General features: G+C 71.8%; 22 protein-coding genes. 12 read left to right on the top strand and 10 right to left on the bottom strand.

Annotation, left to right across the window (positions count from 1 at the left end):
- Positions 1-57 precede the first annotated feature (57 nt).
- The 3 genes from ACFY36_RS33415 to mobA all read right to left on the bottom strand — a co-directional run bounded on the left by ACFY36_RS33415 (position 58) and on the right by mobA (position 2,185).
- Positions 58-1,146, bottom strand: coding sequence for a T3SS (YopN, CesT) and YbjN peptide-binding chaperone 1 (locus ACFY36_RS33415; protein ID WP_499749911.1), 1,089 nt, complete (start codon positions 1,144-1,146; stop codon positions 58-60).
- A gap of 74 nt (positions 1,147-1,220) precedes the next feature.
- On the bottom strand, positions 1,221-1,469 hold the full coding sequence (locus ACFY36_RS33410) for a DUF6457 domain-containing protein (protein WP_499749910.1): 249 nt from the start codon (positions 1,467-1,469) through the stop codon (positions 1,221-1,223).
- Positions 1,470-1,585: 116 nt separating this feature from the next.
- Positions 1,586-2,185: a molybdenum cofactor guanylyltransferase gene (gene mobA, locus ACFY36_RS33405; RefSeq protein ID WP_499749909.1), complete on the bottom strand. Its 600-nt coding sequence runs from the start codon at positions 2,183-2,185 to the stop codon at positions 1,586-1,588.
- Positions 2,186-2,514: 329 nt separating this feature from the next.
- Between mobA and fdhD the strand changes: the two genes are divergently transcribed.
- Both fdhD and ACFY36_RS33395 read left to right on the top strand, forming a co-directional pair.
- Positions 2,515-3,342 carry a formate dehydrogenase accessory sulfurtransferase FdhD gene (gene fdhD, locus ACFY36_RS33400; protein WP_499749908.1) on the top strand — a complete coding sequence of 276 codons (828 nt, stop codon included), beginning with the start codon at positions 2,515-2,517 and terminating at the stop codon, positions 3,340-3,342.
- Between the two features lie 108 nt (positions 3,343-3,450).
- On the top strand, positions 3,451-5,019 hold the full coding sequence (locus ACFY36_RS33395) for an alkaline phosphatase D family protein (protein ID WP_499750223.1): 1,569 nt from the start codon (positions 3,451-3,453) through the stop codon (positions 5,017-5,019).
- Between the two features lie 5 nt (positions 5,020-5,024).
- On the opposite strand, the gene ACFY36_RS33390 is transcribed toward ACFY36_RS33395, so the two are convergent.
- Both ACFY36_RS33390 and ACFY36_RS33385 read right to left on the bottom strand, forming a co-directional pair.
- Complete coding sequence (locus ACFY36_RS33390) at positions 5,025-6,188, bottom strand: DUF4192 domain-containing protein (RefSeq protein ID WP_499749907.1); 1,164 nt, start codon at positions 6,186-6,188, stop codon at positions 5,025-5,027.
- Positions 6,189-6,277: 89 nt separating this feature from the next.
- Positions 6,278-6,781, bottom strand: coding sequence for a GNAT family N-acetyltransferase (locus ACFY36_RS33385; RefSeq protein ID WP_499749906.1), 504 nt, complete (start codon positions 6,779-6,781; stop codon positions 6,278-6,280).
- A 56-nt stretch (positions 6,782-6,837) separates the two neighbouring features.
- Between ACFY36_RS33385 and ACFY36_RS33380 the strand changes: the two genes are divergently transcribed.
- The 6 genes from ACFY36_RS33380 (at position 6,838) to ACFY36_RS33355 (ending at position 14,896) form a co-directional block, all read left to right on the top strand.
- A complete protein-coding gene (locus tag ACFY36_RS33380; RefSeq protein WP_499749905.1) occupies positions 6,838-7,719 on the top strand; it encodes a fructosamine kinase family protein in 882 nt (293 codons plus the stop codon).
- Positions 7,720-7,811: 92 nt separating this feature from the next.
- Entirely contained in the window at positions 7,812-8,819 is a 1,008-nt protein-coding gene (moaA, locus tag ACFY36_RS33375; RefSeq protein WP_499749904.1) for a GTP 3',8-cyclase MoaA, read from the top strand.
- Positions 8,820-9,071, top strand: coding sequence for a MoaD/ThiS family protein (locus tag ACFY36_RS33370; RefSeq protein WP_499749903.1), 252 nt, complete (start codon positions 8,820-8,822; stop codon positions 9,069-9,071). It abuts the gene before it with no gap.
- Positions 9,072-9,255: 184 nt separating this feature from the next.
- A complete protein-coding gene (locus ACFY36_RS33365; protein WP_499749902.1) occupies positions 9,256-10,287 on the top strand; it encodes an aminoglycoside phosphotransferase family protein in 1,032 nt (343 codons plus the stop codon).
- A gap of 99 nt (positions 10,288-10,386) precedes the next feature.
- A complete protein-coding gene (locus ACFY36_RS33360; RefSeq protein WP_499749901.1) occupies positions 10,387-11,640 on the top strand; it encodes a metallophosphoesterase in 1,254 nt (417 codons plus the stop codon).
- A gap of 91 nt (positions 11,641-11,731) precedes the next feature.
- Positions 11,732-14,896 carry a UvrD-helicase domain-containing protein gene (locus ACFY36_RS33355; RefSeq protein ID WP_499749900.1) on the top strand — a complete coding sequence of 1,055 codons (3,165 nt, stop codon included), beginning with the start codon at positions 11,732-11,734 and terminating at the stop codon, positions 14,894-14,896.
- Here ACFY36_RS33355 and ACFY36_RS33350 read toward each other — a convergent pair.
- Positions 14,883-15,296 carry a prepilin peptidase gene (locus ACFY36_RS33350; protein WP_499750222.1) on the bottom strand — a complete coding sequence of 138 codons (414 nt, stop codon included), beginning with the start codon at positions 15,294-15,296 and terminating at the stop codon, positions 14,883-14,885. The two genes, ACFY36_RS33355 and ACFY36_RS33350, sit on opposite strands and share 14 nt — an antisense overlap.
- A gap of 351 nt (positions 15,297-15,647) precedes the next feature.
- On the opposite strand from ACFY36_RS33350, the gene ACFY36_RS33345 reads away from it, so the two are divergent.
- The 4 genes from ACFY36_RS33345 to ACFY36_RS33330 all read left to right on the top strand — a co-directional run bounded on the left by ACFY36_RS33345 (position 15,648) and on the right by ACFY36_RS33330 (position 19,519).
- Positions 15,648-16,313: an LppU/SCO3897 family protein gene (locus ACFY36_RS33345; RefSeq protein ID WP_499749899.1), complete on the top strand. Its 666-nt coding sequence runs from the start codon at positions 15,648-15,650 to the stop codon at positions 16,311-16,313.
- Between the two features lie 119 nt (positions 16,314-16,432).
- Positions 16,433-17,638: an ATP-binding protein gene (locus tag ACFY36_RS33340; RefSeq protein WP_097325416.1), complete on the top strand. Its 1,206-nt coding sequence runs from the start codon at positions 16,433-16,435 to the stop codon at positions 17,636-17,638.
- A 28-nt stretch (positions 17,639-17,666) separates the two neighbouring features.
- Positions 17,667-18,209, top strand: a complete 543-nt coding sequence (locus ACFY36_RS33335; protein ID WP_499749898.1) for a DoxX family membrane protein — start codon at positions 17,667-17,669, stop codon at positions 18,207-18,209.
- 83 nt (positions 18,210-18,292) lie between these two features.
- Complete coding sequence (locus ACFY36_RS33330; RefSeq protein ID WP_499749897.1) at positions 18,293-19,519, top strand: glycosyltransferase 87 family protein; 1,227 nt, start codon at positions 18,293-18,295, stop codon at positions 19,517-19,519.
- Here the strand turns inward: ACFY36_RS33330 and ACFY36_RS33325 are convergent.
- Genes ACFY36_RS33325 through moaC form a run of 4 tightly spaced genes read right to left on the bottom strand, consistent with a single transcriptional unit; the run spans position 19,506 to position 22,190 of the window.
- Positions 19,506-19,931, bottom strand: a complete 426-nt coding sequence (locus ACFY36_RS33325; RefSeq protein ID WP_097325422.1) for a molybdenum cofactor biosynthesis protein MoaE — start codon at positions 19,929-19,931, stop codon at positions 19,506-19,508. The genes ACFY36_RS33330 and ACFY36_RS33325 overlap by 14 nt on opposite strands.
- Before the next feature lie 25 nt (positions 19,932-19,956).
- Positions 19,957-21,192 (bottom strand): molybdopterin molybdotransferase MoeA, encoded by a 1,236-nt coding sequence (locus ACFY36_RS33320; protein ID WP_499749896.1) that lies wholly within the window; start codon positions 21,190-21,192, stop codon positions 19,957-19,959.
- A 9-nt stretch (positions 21,193-21,201) separates the two neighbouring features.
- Positions 21,202-21,726: a MogA/MoaB family molybdenum cofactor biosynthesis protein gene (locus ACFY36_RS33315; RefSeq protein WP_498656129.1), complete on the bottom strand. Its 525-nt coding sequence runs from the start codon at positions 21,724-21,726 to the stop codon at positions 21,202-21,204.
- Positions 21,699-22,190: a cyclic pyranopterin monophosphate synthase MoaC gene (gene moaC, locus ACFY36_RS33310; RefSeq protein ID WP_499749895.1), complete on the bottom strand. Its 492-nt coding sequence runs from the start codon at positions 22,188-22,190 to the stop codon at positions 21,699-21,701. The genes ACFY36_RS33315 and moaC overlap by 28 nt, the downstream gene beginning before the upstream one ends.
- Between the last annotated feature and the right edge of the window lie 123 nt (positions 22,191-22,313).

Here is a 22,313-nt window from a genome sequence, read left to right as displayed (position 1 = left end):
CCGGGCCCGTCCCGACCGGTCGCGGTTCAGCCCCGCGTGGCCGGCGGGGCGGGCCCTCTACAAATACATCCCGGGACGGTGGTCGTCGCTGACCGGCTCTTTCGGCGGCACGGGCTTGTCGCCCTCGCCGAAGAAGCGCTTGCCGCCGAACTCGCCGTGCAGCCGGTCGTCGAGCTCGTCGGCCAGGCCGGTCATCACCTGCACGGCCAGCATGAGGTGGGTGGCCTGGAAGTTGCGGCCGAAGACCGGGATGGACGCCCACACCGTGTCCTGCGCGCAGTAGAGGCGCCCGATCGGCATGCGGTTGGTCAGCTCGGAGAGCTTCACGTAGAGCTGCTCGGTCGGCTCGACCTCGGTGAGGATCGGCGAGAAGACGTCGACGAGCGGCGGGTTGTCACGCACCCGCACGAAGACCATGGCCGAGCCGGCCCGGATGCTGATGTCGCCGTCGGCGTCGAACTGCAGCTGGTCGACGGTGGTCTTGGACATGGTGGCCACGACCGTGCGCACCCGCTCGTCGAGCGGCACGACCTCGTCGGCGGCGTCGGCCAGCGCGGCCGCCAGCGTGCCGTCCTCGTCGAGGTCGTCGAGGCTGAGCTCGGCATCGATGCTGGGCTCGTGCCGGGCCGTGCCCAGCGGAGCGGTGTCGATCGGCTCGTCGTTCTCGTCGTGCACGAGGTAGACGAGGAAGGCCGGGTGCGGCGCCCCGTAGACGTCGCGCAGGGTGCGCGCGATGACGGTGGCGAACGAGCCGGACTTGTCCTGGGTGGAGCTGAGGCCGAACGAGTCGCCGGAGCCCGGCAGCACCCCCGGCGGCGACCAGCCGAGCGCGACAAGCTCGCCGATCGACGAGCGGTCCATCCGGTAGCCCTCGGGCAGTCCCGCGTTGCCGGTGGCCAGCGCCTCGACGACGCCACCCTCGCGGACCCGGATGCTGACCGAGTAGACGGCCATGCCGGTGCCCGAGGCGGTCGGGTCGAGCGTCAGATCGATGTGCCCACCCTCCCGCAGGGTGGGAAGGAGGCCGGCGAGAGCGCTGCCGAACTCACGCCACGCGTCGACGACCTTGGCCCGCAGATCGGCCGTGGTCGGCTCGTCCAGGAAAACAGCCTCGGTGGACGCGCCCTCGGCGCTGGATGCCGTCATGATCGTCACCTCCGTTCCCGCCACCTTATCGAGCGGCGTCCGCCCGCACGCGCCCGTATCGGAGGTTGGAACGCTCAGGCGCTCCCGCCCTGCTCACCGTCCCAGCTCAGGGCCAGCGCCTTGACCTTTTCGGCGGCTTCGACGGGATCGGCGCCACGACCAACGGCCAGCCCGAGGATGTACGCCGACACAGGCGCCCCCGGCCGAACCACGTTATGAGCCACATCCTTGGCCAGCCCGAGCACGGCCCCGGTCGGCACCTCAGCCGGATCGACCCCCAGCTCCGCCGCCGCCACCTTGACCCAAGCGTCGAGATCACTCATAGAGCCCGCTCCTCTCGTCCACCGCCCGCGCTTCCACATGGTCGCGCCGCCCGCTGCCCTCGCTTGTTCCGCCGCCCACGTTTGCCCGGCCGCGCGTATTTCGCCAGCCTTGCTGGTCAGCGGGCCCATTCCTCGGCGGTGCGCAGGTCGTCGTCGGTGTCGCAGTCGAACCAGGGTGGCGGGCCCGGGCGGCGCCACGAGACCTCGGCCACCCGCAGGTGTTCCATGAGCTCGCGCACCGAGGCGCCGTTCAGCCCGCCGCGCTCCTGGGCGAGCTTGTCGATCGCCTCGCGCAGCCGGGCCGTACGCCACACCCCGCAGAGCATCTGCCGCCGCCCCTCGGCGTCGCGGTAGACCGCACCCTGCATGGGCGCCGACTCCGCGGTCAGCCGCAGCACGTCGATCGCCTCGCCGGTGAGGAACGGCAGGTCGGCCGCGAGCAGCGCGGTGAAGGTGACATCCTCGGGCACCAGCGCGAGCCCCGCCGCCGTGGCCGCGACGGGCCCACCACCGGGCGGGTTCTCCCGGGTCGAATGCACCGGCACGGGCAGGTCGGGCGGCACCGGCCCGACGACGACGCGGGGGTCGGCGTCGTGCACGGCGGCCAGCACTCTGGTCAGCATGGATTGACCGGCCACGGGAATGGTCGGCTTGTCCGCGCCACCCATCCGCCGCGCCGCACCACCGGCCAGCACCACCGCAGCAAATCCCCCCACGTACGTACCGTATCCCGACCGCGTGTCGAGCGTGACCGCGCGCTCAGTTACCTGTGGCGGATCACTCCCGCCCACCGGCCGAGTGGATCTCCCCACCCGCTGGTAGCGGCCCACTCACCCCCGGATCACCCCCCGACTCCCCGCGATCGCCCACCCCGAAGCCTGTGGCGCAACACTCGACGCCGGCAGTCCCGCCCACCCCGAAGCCTGTGGCGGAACACTCGCCGCCGGCAGTCCCGCCCACCGCGACGCCGGCCTGTGGCGGAACACTCGCCGCCGGCGGTCCCGCCCGCCGCGACGCCGGGCACGGACCGGCCTACGCTCGACGCATGGCGAGGACGATGACCCGGCGGCCGGTCGTGAAGATCAACCTGGACGCGGCCGGGGAGCCCCGCCGCCGGCCGGACGACCTCGCCGCCGAGGAGCCGCTGGAGATCCGGGTCCGCAAGGAGCCGCTGGCCGTCACCATGCGCACCCCGGGTCAGGACATCGATCTGGCCGTGGGCTTCCTCCTCACCGAGGGCGTCATCCGCTCGGCCGCAGACGTGGTCACCGCCCAGCTCTGCGCCGGAACCGACACTCCGAACACCTACAACGTGGTCGACATCGTGCTCGGCGCCGACGTGCCCCCGCCGGTCACCGACCCGAGCCGGAACTTCTACACCACCAGCTCGTGCGGCGTCTGCGGCAAGGCGAGCATCGACGCCGTCCGCACGAAGTCCCAGTTCGACGTGGCCGCCGACCCGCTGACCGTCCCCGCCACCACCCTCGCCGCCCTGCCCGACCGGCTGCGGGCCGCCCAGCGCACCTTCGACCGCACCGGCGGCCTGCACGCGGCCGGCCTGTTCACCGCCGACGGCGAGCTGGTCGTGCTCCGCGAGGACGTCGGCCGGCACAACGCGGTCGACAAAGTGATCGGCTGGGCCCTGCGCGAGGGCCGCCTGCCGCTGACCGGGCACCTCCTGCTGGTCTCGGGCCGGGCAAGCTTCGAGCTCACCCAGAAGGCGTGGATGGCCGGCCTCCCGATGCTCGCGGCCGTCTCGGCCCCGAGCACCCTCGCGGCCGAGCTGGCCGACGAGGCCGGCATGACACTCGTCGGCTTCCTCCGTGGTCAGAGCATGAACGTCTACACTTCGCCACAGCGAGTCACCGTCTGATCACGCGACCCCTCCGTCCGTCAGGTCCGGCCTCGGCACCTTCGACGACGGGGCTTTCCCATGGCGCTCTCCCGCCGCTCCTTCCTGCTCGGCTCCCTGGCGGTGGGCATGCCCCCGATCCGCCCGCGCGGCCCGCTGCGAACCGACCCGTTCACCCTCGGTGTCGCCTCGGGTGACCCCTCCGAGGACGGTTTCGTCCTCTGGACCCGGCTCGCCCCCGAACCTCTCGCCCCCGACGGCCTCGGCGGCATGCCGGCCCGCGACGTCCCGGTGGACTGGGAGGTCGCCATCGACGACGGCTTCCACCGCGTCGTACGCCGGGGCGTCCAGGTCGCCCGGCCGGACTTCGGCCACTCCGTCCACGTCGAGCTGACCCACCTCGAGGCCGGCCGCGAGTACTTCTACCGCTTCCGCGCCGAGCGCCACCTCTCCCCGGCCGGTCGCACCCGGACCGCGCCCGCGGCGACGGCCCGGCCCGGCTCGCTCGCGATGTCGTTCGCCTCCTGCGCGCAGTACGAGCACGGCTTCTTCACCGCCTATCGCCGGCTGGCCGAGGACGAGCCCGAGCTGATCCTCCAGCTCGGCGACTACCTCTACGAGTACGAGGCCGGCTCCTATCTGCTGCCCGGCGGCAACCCCCGCGACCACGAGGGCCCGGAGACGCGCACGCTCGCGGATTACCGCCGGCGGCACGCCCAGTACAAGACCGACCCGGACCTTCAGGCGGCGCACGCGGTCGCGCCCTGGGCCGTCGTCTTCGACGACCACGAGGTGAGCAACAACTGGGCCGGCGGAAGCACCGACCCCAGCCTTCCCGCCCGGCGCACGGCCGCCTTCCAGGCCTACTACGAGAACATGCCGCTGCGGCGCTCCTCGATCCCGGACGGGGCCGGCATCCAGATCCACCGCCGCCTGCGCTGGGGCCGGCTGGCGACCTTTCACCTGCTCGACACCCGGCAGTTCCGCGACGACCAGGCCTGCGGCGATGGCTATCGGGACTGCGCCGCCGCGGCCGACCCGGCCCGCTCGATCACCGGCCCGGAGCAGGAGCGCCGGCTGCTCGACGGTTTCCGCGCGTCGACGGCCCACTGGGACGTGCTGGCCCAGCAGGTCTTCTTCGCCCAGCGCGACAGCGACGCCGGCCCGGCCATGGTGACCAGCATGGACGCCTGGGACGGGTACGCGGCCTCGCGTGAGCGGATCACCCGGGGCTGGGTGGACGCGGGCGTTCGCAACGCGGTCGTCCTCACCGGCGACGTCCACTCCCACTGGGCCAACGAGCTCAAGCTGAATTACGCCGATCCGTCGTCGCGCACGGTCGGCACCGAGCTGGTGTGCTCGTCGACCACCTCCAACGGTGACGGCGCCGACGTGCCGGACGGCCGACATCCGTGGGCCGCTTGGAATCCGCACCTGCGCTTCCACAACAGCCAGCGGGGTTACGTACGGACCCGGATCGAGCCCAGCGCGATGACCGCCGATTTCCGGGTGCTGCCGTACGTGACCATGACGGGCGCACCGGCGCACACCCGGGCCTCCTTCGCGATCGAGGACCGGGAACCCGGTCTCCACAAGCTCTCTGACGTGCCCACCTCACCGGTCGCCGCGAGGTCGCCCGCCGCGCGCCCGGCCGACCTCGCCCGCGAGACGATCCGCCAGGAGACCATGCGCCCCTGACCGGCTCATCGCCGCCTCCGCTCGCCACCGCGGGGCCGGCCGCCGGCGGGCTGCCTCTTCCAGCCTTCGTTTCTCGGCCTCGCCCCACCGTCGGCGTCGGGGCCCTTCCGGCCTTCGTTCCCCGGCCGCGTCCGAGCCGGTGGCGTCAACCGCGTGGCCCGGCGGGCCGACCGGTTCGTGATGGCGGGAGGAGAAGGAGGCAGCAGATCCTCGACCGCCTGCGGTCCGATGCCCGCCGACAGGAGGCCGTCGAGCACGCCGAGCACCCGGTGGCCGGGGTCCTCGAGCAGGCCACGGTCGAGCGCGACCCGGGCCAGCGACCCGTTCCCGGCCTGCCACGCGACGTAGGCCAGCAGCGCCGCCGGCCCGGCCGCGAACGCCGGCTCGACCCGTCGCAGCAGGCCGTTCCACAGGTCGAGCCGCCACGGCTCCGGACCGAACCGGTCCAGCGCGTATCCGAAGACCACCGCGTCGGCCAGCAGCACACCCAGCCAGGCCGCCTCGTCGTCGGTGAGCTCACCCCTCGCCCGATATCGCGCTTCGGCCGCGCGGACCGCCTCCCGCCCGACCCGCCGAAGGGACCGCCCGTCGGCCACCCGGAGCTCGGCCGCTCTGAGCTCCGCCACCCGGACGCGCGCCCGTGCGGTCGCCACCACCATGGACGCGCGGGCCTCGCCCTCGACCGGCGCCACCGAGGCCACGAGGGCCTTGCGGTGGGGCAGCGCCACCATGCCGTGGAAGACCGCGGTGGCGGCGAGCGGATGGTGGGCCGGCGGGCAGGGGTTGCCGTCGGGCGGGCTGCAGCCCCACTCCCTGCACAAATAGGACCACCAGCGCCCCTCGGTGACCCGCAGCGCGTCGAACACGCGCAGGCCGGCCCGCCCGAACTCGGCCAGGGTGCGCGTGACCGCTTCGGTGACGAGCGAGTCGGGGCCGTATCCGATGATCGCGAAGCTGCGGGCCGGCTGACCGGCCGCGACGGTGGCCAGCGGCTCGGCGCCGACGTCGTCGCCCGGCGGGGGGAGGTCGCGGCGGGCCGCGAACGTGACCACGCCGTCGAGGACGCCGATGACCACGATGCTGTCGGTGGGATGGAACCCGATCACGTACGGCGTGACGGTGATCAGCTCGGCGGGGTGGCGAACGGTGATCGAGCACTCGGGCGTCATGCCGGCACTCTGCTCCGATCGGCCCGGCCGGGGCGTGCCGAATCGTCAGGCTGTGGACGACACGTGGTTATCCACAGGCGGGCCCGTCACTAAGAGCGGAACTGCATGTCATGCAGTTCGAGCCCTTCCTCTTGGCGCGCGTACGGCGCCCGGTCGAGGTCGAGGGTGAGCTCGATCGACGTCACCACGTCGTAGCCGGCGGCGTGCAGGCTGCGGATCGCGTCGACGTTGCGCGACTCGGGCGAGATGGTCAGCTGGGTCATGTTGCGCCGCCGGGCCTCGTTCGCGACGTGGCGCAGCAGTTTGCGGCCGACGCCCTTGTGCCGGTGCGAGATGGTGACCACGATCGGCTCGACCTCGCCCGCCCGGCCGCGCAGCACGAGACCGACCAGGCCGATCACACCGTCGTCGGGATGGTCGGCGACCCACAGTCCGCCCAGGTCGAGCCGGGTCAGATATTCCTCGAAGCCCTCGCCGCCGTCCTGATCGGGCTCGCCGTACATCTGGTTGTGCTGATTGGTCAGCTCGGCCCACAGGCGACGGCCCGCGGAGTGGTCACTCGGACGGTACGAACGCACTGTGACAGGGCTCATGCCGACATTTTGACTCCGATTTCGGGCAGCCGTAAGCCGAAGCGGAAGATAAGGCCGTGGACCAGGCGTACTTGCGCGCGCACCCCGAGCACCTACCGACATTTCTCACCCACCAGCGCATCCGGGAGACGCCGGTGGGCGGCGGCAGCGTCTCGGCCGCGAACCGGCTGACCTTGGACGACGGCACCTCGCTGTTCGCCAAGACATGGCGGTCGGGCACGGCGCCCGAGGGCTTCTTCGCCGCCGAGGCGGCCGGTCTCTCCTGGCTCCGGGAGGCCGGCGCCCCCGTACCGGAAACGATCGTGGCTCTTCCCGAGATCATCGCCCTGGAGTGGATCGAGCCGGGCGAGCCGAGCCGGACCGGAGCCGAGCGGCTGGGCCGTGATCTCGCCGCCCTGCATCGCTCGGGAGCGGAGGCGTTCGGCGCCGCGTGGCCCGGGTTCATCGGCCCGCTTCGGCTGGACAACACCCTCGCGGCCGGCCCATGGGGTCCTTGGTTCGCCGAGCGCCGCCTGGTGCCGTACCTCAAAATCTCGGCCGATCGCGGCGCACTCACCGCGACCGAAGTCGCCCTGGTGGAAAGCATTTGCCAGAGGCTTGAGGTGTACGGGGACAGCGAGGCGCCCAGCCGCACGCACGGAGATCTCTGGCCGGGGAATGTGCTGTGGGCGTCGGACGGACGAGCCTGGCTCATCGATCCGGCCGCGCAGGGCGGTCACCGCGAGACCGACCTGGCCGAGCTGGCGCTGTTCGGCGGTCTGGCCCACCTGGAAACCGCGATCGCCGCCTATCAAGAGGTATATCCGCTGGCCGAGGGCTGGCAGACACGTGTGCCACTGCATCAGATGCACCTGATGCTCGTGCACACCGCCGCCTTCGGCGAGAGCTATCGAGACGCCGTACGCCTGACGGCCGAGGCCGCCCTGAGAGCTGTGTGATCGATCTCGGTTGTCCACAGGCCGAAATCAGCAGCGGCGATCCGCCCCGCGAACGGATAGATTCGTTGGGTGAGCAAGCGGTGGAGGTCCCGGTGAATGTGCTCGCCGACCGGTTCGGGCGGGTGGCGACCGATCTGCGCGTCTCGCTCACCGACCGCTGCAACCTCCGCTGCACCTACTGCATGCCGGAGGAGGGCCTGGCCTGGCTCCCCAAGCAGGATCAGCTCTCCGACGACGAGGTGGTCCGGCTGATCCGGATCGGCGTCGAGCGGCTGGGCATCCATGACGTGCGGTTCACCGGCGGCGAGCCGTTGCTGCGCCGCGGGCTGGTCGGCATCATCCAGGCGTCGGCCCAGCTCGCGCCCCGGCCGCGGCTCATGCTGACGACGAACGGCATCGGGCTCGAACGGCTGGCCGAGCCGCTGCGCGACGCCGGCCTCGACCGCGTGAACGTCTCACTCGACACGCTCGACCCCGACCGCTTCAAGGCGCTGACCCGCCGCGACCGCCACGCCGACGTCCTCCGGGGCCTCAAAGCGGCCGCGGCGGCCGGCCTGACGCCGGTGAAGATCAATACGGTCCTCATGCGGGGCATCAACGACGACGAGGCGCCGGACCTGCTGCGGTTCGCCCTCGATCACGGATATCAGCTGCGCTTCATCGAGCAGATGCCGCTCGACGCCCAACACCAGTGGGACCGCCACAAGATGGTCACGGCCGACCAGATCCTGGCCGACCTCGAGCCGTTCGGCCTGCAGCCCGATTCGGTTTCACGTGGAACGGCGCCGGCCGAGACCTGGCTCGTCCCCGGCTACGTCGACGCCGCCGGCGAACCGGCCCGGGTCGGCGTCATCGGCTCGGTGACCAGGCCTTTCTGCGGCGACTGCGACCGTACGAGGCTCACCGCCGACGGCCAGGTGCGCGATTGCCTGTTCGCCACCAAGGAGAGCGACCTGCGCGACCTCATGCGCGGCGGCGCCACCGACGACGAGCTGGCCACGGCCTGGCAGGTCGCCATGCGCGGCAAACGGGCCGGCCACGGCATCGACGACCCGAGCTTCCTTCAGCCGGCCCGCCCCATGTCCGCGATCGGAGGATAGGTGGCCACCACAGTGACCGTCCGGTACTTCGCCGGCGCGCGTGCCGCCGCCGGCGGGGTGTCGACCGAGCCGATCGAGGCCGCTTCTGTGAACGACTTGAAACAGGCGCTGACCAATCGTCATGGCGAGCGCCTCGGGGTGGTCCTCAAGGCCGCCAGCTTCCTGGTCGACGGTTTGGCTTGCCATGACGCGCAGGCGCTGTTGCCGGCCGGCGCCACCGTCGACGTGCTTCCGCCCTTTGCCGGGGGCTGAACACGCCGCTGAATCGAGCCCGGGTGCACGCGATGATGCTTAGCCGGCGAAACACAATCTGTGGACGGGCACTGGCCAACACTTAGCCGACGAAACTCCACTTCCGACCAGGCATTACGACGTGCCGCCAGCCGACGCTTAGCCGGCGAAGCACTTCTCAGCAGGGGCGGTTCGGCCGCAAAAAATGGCTACGCTGCTCGGCGTGCTCGATGCGGTGGGATCGGCAGACACAGTGGCGGCGACCTTCGGGCTTGGACGGGCCACGGGACCGCTCACAACCCTGAGCTATCGAAGCTCTCAGACCTGGACCCTGTCGGCCCGTCGAGGGCGGTTTCTCGTCAAGCATGTGGCGGCCGAGCAATGGCGGGACGACTTCGAGCGGGCGATGCGCTTCGAGGAGCAGGCCCTCGCCGCCGGCATCTCGATGGCCCGGCCGGTGTCCCCCACGGCGCCGGCCTTCGGGTACGCGGCGGAGGTCGACGGCATCGGGCTGGTTCGGGTCTACGAGTGGGTCGACGGGCGGCCGCTCGACGACACCGACGATGTGAGCGCCTGGCTGGGATCGACCCTCGCCCGGCTGCACCAGATCGAACCGAGCGATCGCCCGGACGCCGCGCCGGATTGGTACCGGCTGGACGACCCGGATCTGTGGGACGGGTGGCTGCGGGCCGGCGAGCGCAAACCCTGGGCGCCGAGCCTGCGGGATGGTCTGGCCGAAATCCTCGGCGCTGCCTCATGGGTCTCGCGGGTGTTTATGGAGGCCGGCGACTACGTGGTGACGCATCGGGACGTCGAGCCGTGGAACGTGATCGTGACCGCCGGCGGCCCGGTGCTGATCGACTGGGATGTCGCTGGGCCGGACAGTGCCCGGCTGGAAACGGCGCAAGCCACGCTGAGCTTCTCCACGCGGGCCGGGATGCCGGATCCGGGAGTTGTCCGGCGGACGGTCCAGGCCTACGTCGACGGGGGCGGCCGGCCCTTCTCGGGAGCTGACGTGATGGTTCGGCGGGTGGGGCTGCGGCTCGGGCGCCTGGCCGAGCGGCTCCGCATGTCTCTCGGCCTCCAGTCGCTCGGTCCTCATGATCGGGACGAGGTCGAGGCCCGGGCCATCGCCCAGATAACCGACATGCCGGACTTCGTCCGACAGGTACGACTGTTCGGCTCTCTGTTGAGCGAACGGAAAAGCGAACGGAAAACTGTCGGAGGGTCCCTGTAGCGTTCCTTTCGAGCTCGCCGGTGCCCGCGCGCACCTGGCAGGAGACTCTCAGCGGCAATCGGGAGACTTGCTGGGTTCATACGCGGTTGGGGAGGAACATTGGCAGCGTTCGTCGGGCTGATCTTCGTGGTCATCGGCCTGGTCCACTTCTATCTCTGGAAGCGGCTGGTCAAAGATCCGCTGAGGTCGCGCGTGGCACGGCGGACCGGTGCCGTGATCGCCGTTCTGCTGGCGGTGCTCGCGCCGGCCACGCTGATCGGGGTCCGGTCCGGGGCGGTGCAGTGGCTGGCCTGGCCCGGCTACCTGTGGATCGCGCTGATGTTCTACCTGCTGGTGACGCTCGCCGTGCTCGAGATTCCCCGGCTCGTGGTGCTGCTGGTGTGGCGCTTCCAGCGGCGTACGGCATCGGCCGCCGCCACCGAGACGCCTGCCTTGGCCGCCGCCAGGCCTTTGGGGGGCACCGATGCGCTGAGCGCCGGCAACAGCGAGTTGAGCGCCGGCGAAAGCGATAAGGGCGAAAAGTCCGAAGACGGGATCGATCGGCGGCTGCTGCTGGCGCGCGGAGTGGCGATCTTCGCGGGGCTCACGGCGGCGTCGGTGACCGGGTACGGGGTCAAGACCGCGCTCGGCGGGCCTCGCATCGACCGGCTTCAGATGCCGCTCGCGAAGCTGCCTCGTGGCATGGACGGCTTCCGGATGGCCGTCGTGTCGGACATCCACCTCGGGCCGCTGACCGGCGTCGATCACGCGCGGCGGATCGTCGCCCAGATCAATTCGGTGCAGGCGGACATCGTGTGCGTCGTCGGTGACCTTGTGGACGGCAGCGTGGCGGAACTGGGGCGGTTCGCGGCGCCGCTGGCCGAGATCGAGTCGCGGCGTGGGGCGTTCTTCGTGACCGGGAATCATGAGTACTACTCCGGCTATCAGGAGTGGGTCGAGGAGGTGGCACGGCTCGGCATGCGGCCTCTGCGCAACGAGCGGGTCGAGATCGACGGGCTCGACCTGGCCGGCGTCAACGATCTCGGTGGGGCCGAGCATGGTGACGCGCCCGATTTCGCCCGTGCGCTGGGTGACCGTGACGCCGCGAAACCGGTCGTGCTCATGGCCCACCAGCCCGTGGCCGTGCACGACGCGGCCCCGTTCGGGGTCGATCTCCAGGTTTCCGGGCACACGCACGGCGGCCAGATGGCACCCTTCAACCTGCTGGTGCGGCTGCAGCAGCCGGTCGTGTCCGGGCTCGGCCGGGTGGACGGGGTGCCGGTCTACGTGACCAACGGCGCCGGCTTCTGGGGTCCGCCCGTGCGGGTCGGTGCGCCGCCTCAGGTCAGCGTGATCGAGTTGCGCTCGACGTGAGATGTGATCGACCTGATGCGGCGCCGGGGCATCAAGATCCGTAAGTTTGTGAGGCGTGGCGATTCGTGCGAGCGACGGAGGGCGTGACAGGATGCAGCGCGTGCCCTCGGAGAACGCAGGGTCCTCGGTCGCCGCGGACACTTATGTCGCGGATCTCCACATCCACTCGCGCTTCTCGCGGGCCTGCAGCCGCGATCTGACGCTGCCCAACCTGGCCTGGTGGGCACGCCGCAAGGGCATCGCCCTGCTGGGCACCGGCGACTTCACCCACCCGGCCTGGTTCGACCACCTCAAGGAGAGCCTGGTCGAGTCGGGCCACGGGCTCTACCGGCTGGGCGACGAGGCCGAGGCCGAGGTCACCAAACGGCTGCCGGGCTCGCTCCAGGCGAGCGCACCGGCGCGGTTCATGCTCAGCGTCGAGATCTCGACGATCTACAAGCGTGACGACCGTACGCGCAAGGTGCACCACCTGATCTACATGCCCGATCTCGCCGCGGCCGCCCGGTTCAACACCGCGCTGGGGCGCATCGGCAACCTGACCGCGGACGGGCGGCCGATCCTCGGCCTCGACTCGCGCGATCTGCTCGAGATCGCCCTCGAGGCCGGCGGCTATCTGATCCCGGCCCACATCTGGACGCCGTGGTTCTCCGCGCTCGGCTCCAAGTCGGGCTTCGACGCGATCGCCGACTGCTACGCCGACCTGGCCGATCACGTCACCGCCGTCGAGACCGGCCTGTCCTCCGATCCGGAGATGAACTGGCGCGTCTCCAGCCTCGACCGCTACCGGCTGGTCTCCAACTCCGACGCCCACTCGCCGGCCGCGCTGGCCCGCGAGGCCACCCTCTTCACCGGTGTGCCCGACTACGAGGCCGTGCGCACCGGGGCCGGACTGGCCGGCACGCTCGAGTTCTTCCCCGAGGAGGGGAAGTATCACGCCGACGGCCACCGGGCCTGCGGCGTGAACTGGGAGCCCGAGCGCACGCGGGAGAACGCCGGCCGCTGCCCCGAGTGCGGCAAGCCGCTCACGGTCGGCGTGCTCAGCCGGGTCGAGGACCTCGCCGACCGGCCGCTCGGCTTCCACAAGGACGCCCACGTCGAGCACCTCATCCAGATCCACGAGATCCTCGGCGAGATCAACGGTGTCGGCCCGAAGTCGAAGACCGTCGAGTCGCAGCTCAACCACCTGGTGGCGACGCTCGGGGCCGAGCTCGACATCCTGCGCAAGGTGCCGCTCGACGAGATCGGCAAGGCCGGCGGCGACGACCTGCGCGAGGCCATCACCCGGCTGCGGGCCGGCGACGTGCGCCGGGTGCCGGGCTACGACGGCGAGTACGGCGTGATCACGCTCTTCGACCAGGGCGAGCTGCGCAACCGCGCCAGCGCCCCGCAGGCCGAGACGCTGTTCGACCTGCCCCAGCAGCGCAAGCCCGAGCCGGCCATCGGCCGCGCCCCGGCCCCCAAGCCCAAGCCGGTCAAGCCGGTGAAAGAGCCCAAGAAGGCCGTCGTGCCGCCGCTGGCGTCCCCGCCGAGCCCGCACGAGCCGTTCGAGCCGATGCTCTCCGGCATGGAGGAGGTCGGCACCGGCCTGCTCGACCGGCTCGACGCCATGCAGCGGGTGGCCGCGTCGGCGCCCGGCGGTCCGCTGCTGATCGTGGCCGGCCCGGGCACCGGCAAGACCCGCACGCTCACCCACCGCATCGCCTATCTCTGCGCCGAGCTGGGCGTCTTCCCCGAGCGCTGCCTGGCCATCACCTTCACCCGCCGCGCCGCCGGCGAGCTGCGGGAGCGCCTCGACGCGCTGCTCGGCGACATGGGTGAGGACATCACGGTCGGCACGTTCCACTCGGTCGGCCTGTCGATCCTGCGCGACAACGCCAAGGCGGCCGGGCTGGGCGCGAACTGGCGCATCGCCGACGAGGGCGAGCGGGCCGAGGCGCGCGAGCAGGCCGGCGACGACGACCTGGCGTACGCGAAGCTCATGCGCCAGCAGGACCTGGTCGACCTGGACGAGCTGATCAGCATCCCGGTCGCCCTGCTGCGCGACGACCCGGCGCTGGTCGAGAGATACCGCCGCCAGTGGCAGTGGATCTTCGTGGACGAGTATCAGGACGTCGACGACACCCAGTACGAGCTGCTGCGCCTGCTCAGCCCGGCCGACGGCAACCTGTGCGCGATCGGCGACCCCGACCAGGCGATCTATTCGTTCCGGGGCGCCGACGTGAAGTACTTCCTGCGCTTCAACGAGGACTTCGTCGACGCCCGGCTGGTCCGGCTGACCCGCAACTACCGCTCCTCGGCGCCCATCCTGGCCGCCGCCGTGCAGGCCATCGCGCCGTCGACGCTGGTCAACGGCCGGCGGCTCGATCCGGCACGGCTCGACCCGGAGGCGCCGCTGGTCGGCCGCTACCCGGCCGGGAGCGTGGCCGACGAGGCCGACTTCGTGGTCCGTACGATCGACGAGCTGGTCGGTGGCCTCTCGCACCGCTCGCTCGACTCGGGTCGTGTCGACTCGCGGGCCGGCGTCGCCGGCAACCTGTCGTTCTCGGACATCGCCGTGCTGTACCGCACCGACTCGCAGTCGTCGCCGATCGTCGAGGCGCTCTCCCGCGCCGGCGTACCGGTGCAGAAGCGCTCGCACAACCGGCTGCGCGACCGGGCCGGCGTGCAGGAGATCGCTCGCGAGCTGCGGCACGAGGACGGCCTCGGCGGTTCGCTGGCGGCCCGGGTCAAGCTGACCGCGCAGGTGCTGGCGCAGCGCTTCGCGGCCCCGACGCTGGACGGCGAGCAGGTCGCGCCCGAGGACATCTGGACCGCCGCCGAGCTGCTGCTGCCGCTGGCCCACCGGATCGGCGACGACCTCGCGCGCTTCCTCCAGGAGATCGCGACCGGGGCCGAGGTGGACGCGCTCGACCCGCGGGCCGAGGCGGTCAACCTGCTCACCCTGCACGCGGCGAAAGGCCTCGAGTTCCCGGTGGTCTTCCTGGTCGGCTGCGAGGACGGTCTGCTCCCGCTGCGCTGGCCGGGCGGCACACCCACGAACGACGAGATCGCCGAGGAGCGCCGGCTCTTCTTCGTCGGCCTGACCCGCGCGCAGGACCGGCTCTACGTCAGCCACACGGCGCGCCGGTTCCGGCACGGCAGCGAGCGCGAGCAGACGCCGAGCCCGTTCCTCGACGTGATCGATTCCGGCCTCTTCGAGCGGCTGGGCGACACCGTCCCGTCCCGCCCGAAGGACCGCCAGCTCAGGCTCCTATAAGGAGTGCGCCCAGCGCCCCGGCCAGCAGCGCCGGGCCGAAGGGGAGCGGCCGATGACGGCGGGCCCGGCCGGTCAGCAGCAGGAAGACGGCGATCGGCCCGTTGATCAGGTGCGGCGCCAGCACGCCGGCCACCACGGCCGGCCATCCGGCGAAGCCGAGGATGAAGGCCAGCACGGCGCCGAGCTTCACGTCACCCATCCCGAAGCCGGGCAGCAGCAGGTACGCCCCGAACACCACCACACCGGCCAGCAGCGCCGGGCCGATCCGCGACGGCAGCAGCACGGCGAGCGGCACACCGGCGACCAGCGCGAGCAGCCCGACGATCCGGTCGGGCAGTCGCAGACAGCGCAGGTCGATCATCGCGAGCAACAGTCCCGGAACCGTGGCCAGGAGATACACGGGCAACAGAGGGGACTCTCCGATCACGACGGCCAGGAGCGCGGCGACCGCTGCACCTGTGACGGTCGTGGCGACGTACCCCCGTAAACAGGGACTGAAGGTGTGAGTGGACCGGCTGGGTGACCCATAGGGGACCGCGAGCCGATAGGCGATGCGGGGGAGGAGGGCGGCGGCCGACCCGCCGAAGGTCGCCGCCAAGATCACGAGGAGTATCGGCACGGACGTGCACCGTAGCGGTATCGATTGCGCCACGGACGTCGTGTTGCCGACAGAGGCGGCGATTCCGTGCGGGTTTGCGTCGTGCCCGCACGCTACGGTGAGAGCGCATAACCCGCCTTCGGAGGATCCCTGATGTCGCAGAACGGCCCGTACTCCGGTCCGCCGTGGTCGAGCGGGAGCTCCGATGAGCCGTATGCGGAGCCCGCCGACCCGTGGGGTGACCATGGAGCCCCGGTGCAGGAACCGGTGTGGGGCGCCCACCCGCCGTCGATCCCGCAGCAACCGGTGGCGTACAACTCGGCCCCGCTCAACGCGCCGGTGAGCCCGGACGGCGACTGGATGCGTACTCCCCCGCCGCCGCCACCGAAACGGAACACTCCGATCATCGCCCTCGTGGTGACGCTCGGCGTGCTGATCTGCATCGGGCTCGGCGCGACGGCGTGGCTGCTCAAGGAGCGCAACGACAAGCAGGACAACCGGGCCTCGCCGAACGCGTCGGCCTCGGCCACCCAGCCCGGAGGGCCGGCGCCGCGCGGCAGCGAGGACGCCCGGTTCTACGTCAAAGAGGGCGACTGCGTGGTCAACGAGGGCTCCGACGATCTGCCCGACATGCGCACGTCGGCCTGCACCTCCGGGACGTACGAGGTGCTCAAGCAGGTCAAGGGCAAGACGTCGGGGGAGAAGGACGCCGAGAAGAAGTGCTCTTCGGTGACCGGCTATACGAAGTGGTACTTCTACGACAGCGCCTTCGACGACCTCGACTTCGTGCTCTGCCTGAAGGAGCACAAGAGCTCCTAGGGCGCTCTAGCGCTTTCTACCGTCAGAGCTAGATACGCCTAGAGCAGGGTCGAGAGACTCGCGAGGTAAAACTAGCCATCTCTAGCGCTGAAGCTAGACGGCCCGATACTGTGCACTCCGTGGATCCGGTGAGGAACCCGTACGCCCCCGGCGCCGGCCAGCGCCCGCCCGAGCTGGCCGGGCGCGACCGCGAGCTGGACGCCTTCGACGTCGTGCTCGAGCGGGTCGCCCGCGGCCGCCCCGAGCGCAGCCTCGTGCTGACCGGCCTGCGCGGCGTCGGCAAGACCGTCCTGCTCAACACGCTGCGCTCGGCCGCGATCGGCCGCCTCTGGGGCACCGGCAAGATCGAGGCACGTCCCGACCAGTCGCTGCGCCGCCCGGTCTCGGCCGCGCTGCACATGGCCATCCGCGAGCTGGCCCCGCACCACCGCGACCCCGACCGGGTCGACGAGGTGCTCGGCGTGCTCAAGGCCTTCGCGCTGCGGGCCAACGACAGCAACGCCAAGCTGCGCGACCGCTGGGCGCCCGGCATCGACGTGCCGCCGGCCCGGGGCCGGGCCGACTCGGGCGACATCGAGATCGACCTGGTCGAGCTGTTCACCGACGCCGCCTCGCTCGCCACCGACGTGGGCACCGGCATCGCCCTGTTCATCGACGAGATGCAGGACCTCGGCCCGGCCGACGTCTCGGCGCTCTGCGCCGCCTGCCACGAGCTGTCGCAGCTCGGCGCCCCGCTGATCGTGGTCGGGGCCGGCCTGCCCCACCTGCCGGCCGTGCTGTCGGCGGCGAAGTCCTACTCCGAGCGGCTCTTCCGCTACCAGCGCATCGACCGGCTCGACCGGGTCGCGGCCGACCTGGCGCTCTGCGCGCCGGCCGCCCGCGAGGAGGTCGAATACGAGGCGAAGGCCCTCGACCTGCTCTACGAGAAGTCGGGCGGCTATCCGTACTTCGTGCAGGCGTACGGAAAGGCGACCTGGGACCACGCGCCGCAGTCGCCGGTGACCGACGCCGACGTGCGGGTCGCCGCGCCCGAGGCCGAGGCCGAGCTGGCGGTCGGCTTCTTCGGCTCCCGGTTCGAGCGGGCCACCCCGGCCGAGCGCGAATACATGCGGGCCATGGCCGCGCTGTCCGGTGAGCCGGACAACGACATGGACGCGGCGGTGCCCACCGCCGAGATCGCGACGGCCCTGGGCCGCAAGCCGGCCAGCCTCTCCCCGGCCCGCGACGCCCTGATCAAAAAGGGCCTGATCTACTCCGGCGAGCGCGGCACGGTCGCCTTCACGGTGCCGCATTTCGGGCGCTACCTGCGTACGCAGCCGGTGTGATCCGCGTTCGGCGGGTATAACCAGGTTCATGAAGCCTGTACGCACCGTCGCCCGCGCGATGCTGGCCTCGATCTTCGTGGTCAGCGGCGTCCGCGTCCTGCTCAATCCCGATTCCAAGGTCGAGACCGCCCAGCGGGTCACCGACAAGGTCGGCCCGTGGCTGGAGAAGACCGATCCGCGCCTGCCCTCCGACGCTCGGACGCTCGTGCAGATCAAGGCGGTGAGCGACGTGGTCGCCGGTCTGGCCCTGGCCACCGGCCACTTCACCCGCCCGGCGGCCGCGGTGCTGGCCGCGGGCCTGCTGCCGACGACCGCCGCCGGTCACCCGTTCTGGGACCGGTCGCGCCCGGACCGCGCCCAGCAGGAGACCCAGTTCCTGAAAAATCTGGGCCTGCTCGGCGGTCTGCTGCTCGCCGCGGCCGACACGCAGGGCCAGCCGGGTCTGCGTTACCGCACCACGCACGCGGTCGACCGGTCCCAGCGCAAGGTCAAACGCGCCGTCCGTACGGCCAAGCGCGAGGCCAAGATCGCCGCGATGAGCGCGGCGGCCGCACGCAAGATGCCCGGCTAACAACCTACTTGCGATCTTTGCGTTAAAGCCGACGAGGGGCTCGCTTCCGCCTGCCTGGACCCGATAGCGACGGGGGTCGCGCCATGTCGGCGGTGAAACGCCTGGTCACTCTCGCGATGCTTGTCGCGGTCGTGGTCTCGCTTGAGATGTACGGCTTGAGCACGCTCGCCGCCGATCGCCAGGCGATCATCGCGTGGCTGTCGGGCGACGGGCTCTACACGTACGGCATGAGCCTGCCCCCGGCCGCGGCGATCCTGCTCGTCCCGGCCGCCGCCATGCCGCTCGCGATGGCCGGCGGCGCGCTCGCCGTGGCCGGGGTGGCCACGCTTCTCCTGGCCCTGACCGCCCTGGCCGGCCCGGTCGCGCGCCGCTACGGCCGGGCCCGCCAACCGGTTGTGCTCGCCACCGGCGCGCTCGCCCTGACCCTCGAACCCGTGCGGTCCACGCTGGGGCTCGGCCATCTCGACCTGATCCTGTTCGGCCTGGTCGTCGCCGACCTGGTGGCTCTTCGCCGCTCGGCCTGGGCCCGCACCCGTGCCACCTGGTGGCCGTCGACGGCCCGGGACGGACGGCTCCGGCACGTCTGGCGGACCGGCGCCTGGGCCGGCGCCGGCATCGGCGTCGCCTCGGCGCTGTGCCCGGGCACGCTGCTGTTCGTCGCCTACCTCGCGCTGACCCGGCAGTGGAGGGCCGTGCTGACCGCCCTCGGCACCACCACGGGCCTGGTCATCGGGGCGCTGCTGGCCGCGCCCGGCGCCAGCGCCGCCTGGTTCGGCACGGTGCTGCCCGGCATCGACCGCGACGGGCCGTTCGACACACCAGCCAACCAGTCGCTGGCCGGCGTGCTGGCCCGCCTCTACGACTCGGCGAGCACCCCGGTGATGGTCTGGTTGTCGTTCGCCGTGCTGCTGCTCGCGGTCGGCCTGATCCGGGCCCGCGCGGCCCACGCCGAGGGCGACGAGATCGCGGCGTTCACGCTGGTCGGTCTCGCGGGCGCGGCGGTGGCCCCGGTCAGCACGGCGAACGAGCTGCTCTGGGTCCTGCCGGCGATCCTGATCCTGATCGACGCCGGTGCGCGCCGGCGGGCCAACCCCCGGCGCCCCACACCGCGGCGGCTGACCGGCCTGGGCCCCTTCGCGGCCGCGGCCACGGTCACCCTGGTCTTCGCCCTGCCGCCCATCGGCAACATCCCGGCGATCACGGCGATAGTGCTGCTCAACGCCCTCCCGTGGCGCCCCGCGGCTCCGCTGCGCCGTCGCCCGGCCGTGGTCGCGCGCGTGCCGGCCATCCCCGGGCCTAGGGGCAGTTGACCCACTCGTCGGAGCCGTCGGTGAAGACCTGGCGCTTCCAGATCGGCAGCCGGGCCTTGGCCTCGTCGACCAGCCGGGCGCAGGCCGCGAACGCGGCGGCCCGGTGCGCCGTGCTGACCGAGGCCACGAGCGCGACATCGCCGATGGCGAGCGTGCCCACGCGATGCGACACGGCGACCGCGTAGACGTCCGGATCGGCGGCGATCTCCTCGGCGACCTCGCGCAGCACGGCGGCGGCGCTGGGGTGCCCCTCGTATTCCAGCAGCGTCACACCGCGGCCGTGGTCGTGGTCGCGGACCACGCCCTGGAACGACACCACGGCGCCGGCGCGCACGTCGGTGACCGCCTTCTCGTGCGCGGCCAGGTCGAGCGGCGCGTCCAGCACTTCGCTGACGGCGATGATCCCGGTCATGGGCGCTCCTCGGCGTCGATCTCGATCACGGGCGCTCCCCAGCGACGAGCGGGAGCGGGAGGAAGGGGACGAGGTCGCCGGCCGCGACCTCGGTGCCGGGGCGGACGACGACGAAGCCGTGTGCGTTGGAGAGGCCGCGCAACATTGCCGAGCCGACGTGGCCGACGGGGGTGGCCACCCGGCCCGACGGGTCGAGGCGGGCCAGCGCCAGGTGGGTGTCGTTTCCGCGGCCGCGCACGACCGAGGCCGCCTCGACCGTGTGCAGGGCCGGGGACGGGCGGCCCTGCAGGCCGGCCAGCAGCGGGGCGACCAGGGTGATCAGCGCGATCACGGCCGACTGCGGGTTGCCCGGCAGGCCGGCCAGGAAGCGGGAACGGCCGTCCTCGCCCGGGACCCGGGCCAGCAGCATCGGGAAGCCGGGGCGGACACCGACCGTGTTGACCACGTAGTCGGCGCCGAGCTCGGCCAGCGCCGGATGGAGGTGGTCGACCGGGCCGTGCATGGTGCCGCCCGTGGTGCAGACCAGGTCGGCCGTTCGCAGGGCGCCCCGGACCGCGGCGAGGTGAGCCTCCAAAGTGTCCTGCACCGGGCCCGCGACCGCCGACGGGGCGACCGTCGCGCCGTAGCGCCGCAGCCAGCCGGGTACCTGCGGGCCGAGCGAGTCGCGCACCCGGCCGGCGCCCGGCGTGCCCGCGGTCAGCAGCTCGTCACCGAAGACCAGAAGGCCGGCGCTGGGCTGCGGATAGACGCTGAGCGCCTCGTATCCGCAGGTGGCGGCCACACCGATCACGGCCGGGTCGACCGCCGTGCCGGGCGGCAGCAGCACCTCGCCCTTCGCCGCCTCCTCGCCCGGCATGCGCCAGTCGGGCACCGCGTGCCGGCGCGGCTCGCCGCTGACCCGGCCCTCACCGTCGCGTGTGGAGTCTTCGATCCGGACCAGGGCGGCCGCCCCGGACGGGACCATCGCGCCGGTGGCGATCTCGACGCACGTGCCGTCCTCGGTCAGCGGCTCGGCGATCCCGCCGGCCAGCACCCGGCCGACCGGGCGCCACGGCTGCGGGCCGCGCACCGCCCAGCCGTCGATGCTCGAGGTGGGGAAGGCCGGCAGGTCGGTCAGGGCCCGCAACGGCTCGGCGAGCGTGCGCCCGTCGGCCTCGGGCAGCGAGACCGGCTCGGCCGCGCCCGCCGCCGAGCGGCCGGCCGCGTAGGCCAGGGCGCGGGCCTGCTCCCAGTCGACCGGAGTCGTGTCGTCTGCGCTCACCGGTCGAGCCTATCCAGCCCCACTGCTTTGGGGGTGGTCGCCGCCACGGATCTGGTCTACCGTGTGCCGGAGCAGGGGGCCCAGCACGGCGAGTCCGTCCTTCGCCCCGCCGGTTGATCCCGGCAGATTGACGATCAGCGTGTGGCTGGCGACACCGGCCAGGCCGCGGGAAAGAGCCGCGGCCGGCACCTTGTCCCGGCTGTGCGCTCGGATGGCTTCGGCGATGCCGGGGACCTCGAAATCGAGCACACCACGAGTCGCCTCGGGTGTGCGATCGGTCGGGGTCACACCGGTTCCGCCGCTGGTCACCACGACGTCAATGCCGTCGGCAACCGCCTGGCGCAACGCCTCGGCGACGGGTTCACCATCCGGAACGACCACCGGGTCTCCGGTCACCGTGCAGCCGAGCTCGCGCAGTCCCGCGACGAGCCGCGGCCCGCTGGTGTCCTCGTAGATCCCCGCAGCGGCACGATTGCTCGCCACGATCACGCGGGCGGTGATGTCGCTCACGGCCGGTCCTCCGGACGTACCCAATCGCCGGTCTTGCCGCCTTCTTTGCGCAGGACGCGGACGGCTTCGATGCTCGCCGCCGGATCCACCGCCTTGATCATGTCGATCATGGTGAGGCCGGCGACGGCGACCGAGGTGAGCGCCTCCATCTCGACCCCGGTGCGATCGGCGGTCTTGGTAGTGGCGGTGATCTCGATCGAGGTGTCGGTCACGGTCAGGTCGACCTTGACGCCGTGCAGCCCGATGGGGTGGCAGAGGGGCACGAGATCGGGTGTCCTTTTCGCCCCCATGATCCCCGCGAGGCGGGCGACGGCGAGCGCGTCGCCCTTCGGAAGGCCATCGCTCTGCAAGAGGGCGATCACCTCCGGGGTGGTCACGACACGACCGGCGGCAATCGCCCGGCGTGCGGTGACCTCCTTGGCGGAGACGTCGACCATACGGGCGGCGCCGGCCTCGTCGACGTGAGTGAGCTGGGATTCGTCGGGCATACCAGGAGCTTATAGAAAGTTCATACGGCCGTGAGTTCGCACGGCCGCGATGAGCCGCGCACAATTTAATCCGAAAAACAAATGCCTGGCGTCTATGCGCTGGTCAGATGGGTTGTGGATCTC

It is taken from the genome of Actinoplanes sp. NPDC000266, assembly GCF_042899005.1.
GTDB lineage: Bacteria > Actinomycetota > Actinomycetes > Mycobacteriales > Micromonosporaceae > Actinoplanes.
This window is presented reverse-complemented; position numbering and strand designations above follow the sequence as displayed.

Coding starts and splice junctions, on each gene's coding strand:
- ACFY36_RS33385 (WP_499749906.1), bottom strand. CDS start 6,781: ATGAGCCCTGTCACAGTGCGTTCGTACCGTCCGAGTGACCACTCCGCG.
- ACFY36_RS33415 (WP_499749911.1), bottom strand. CDS start 1,146: ATGACGGCATCCAGCGCCGAGGGCGCGTCCACCGAGGCTGTTTTCCTG.
- ACFY36_RS33365 (WP_499749902.1), top strand. CDS start 9,256: ATGGCTACGCTGCTCGGCGTGCTCGATGCGGTGGGATCGGCAGACACA.
- ACFY36_RS33325 (WP_097325422.1), bottom strand. CDS start 19,931: ATGACCGGGATCATCGCCGTCAGCGAAGTGCTGGACGCGCCGCTCGAC.
- ACFY36_RS33345 (WP_499749899.1), top strand. CDS start 15,648: ATGTCGCAGAACGGCCCGTACTCCGGTCCGCCGTGGTCGAGCGGGAGC.
- moaC (WP_499749895.1), bottom strand. CDS start 22,190: ATGCCCGACGAATCCCAGCTCACTCACGTCGACGAGGCCGGCGCCGCC.
- ACFY36_RS33410 (WP_499749910.1), bottom strand. CDS start 1,469: ATGAGTGATCTCGACGCTTGGGTCAAGGTGGCGGCGGCGGAGCTGGGG.
- ACFY36_RS33355 (WP_499749900.1), top strand. CDS start 11,732: ATGCAGCGCGTGCCCTCGGAGAACGCAGGGTCCTCGGTCGCCGCGGAC.
- ACFY36_RS33390 (WP_499749907.1), bottom strand. CDS start 6,188: ATGACGCCCGAGTGCTCGATCACCGTTCGCCACCCCGCCGAGCTGATC.
- ACFY36_RS33395 (WP_499750223.1), top strand. CDS start 3,451: ATGCCCCCGATCCGCCCGCGCGGCCCGCTGCGAACCGACCCGTTCACC.
- ACFY36_RS33335 (WP_499749898.1), top strand. CDS start 17,667: ATGAAGCCTGTACGCACCGTCGCCCGCGCGATGCTGGCCTCGATCTTC.
- ACFY36_RS33330 (WP_499749897.1), top strand. CDS start 18,293: ATGTCGGCGGTGAAACGCCTGGTCACTCTCGCGATGCTTGTCGCGGTC.
- fdhD (WP_499749908.1), top strand. CDS start 2,515: ATGGCGAGGACGATGACCCGGCGGCCGGTCGTGAAGATCAACCTGGAC.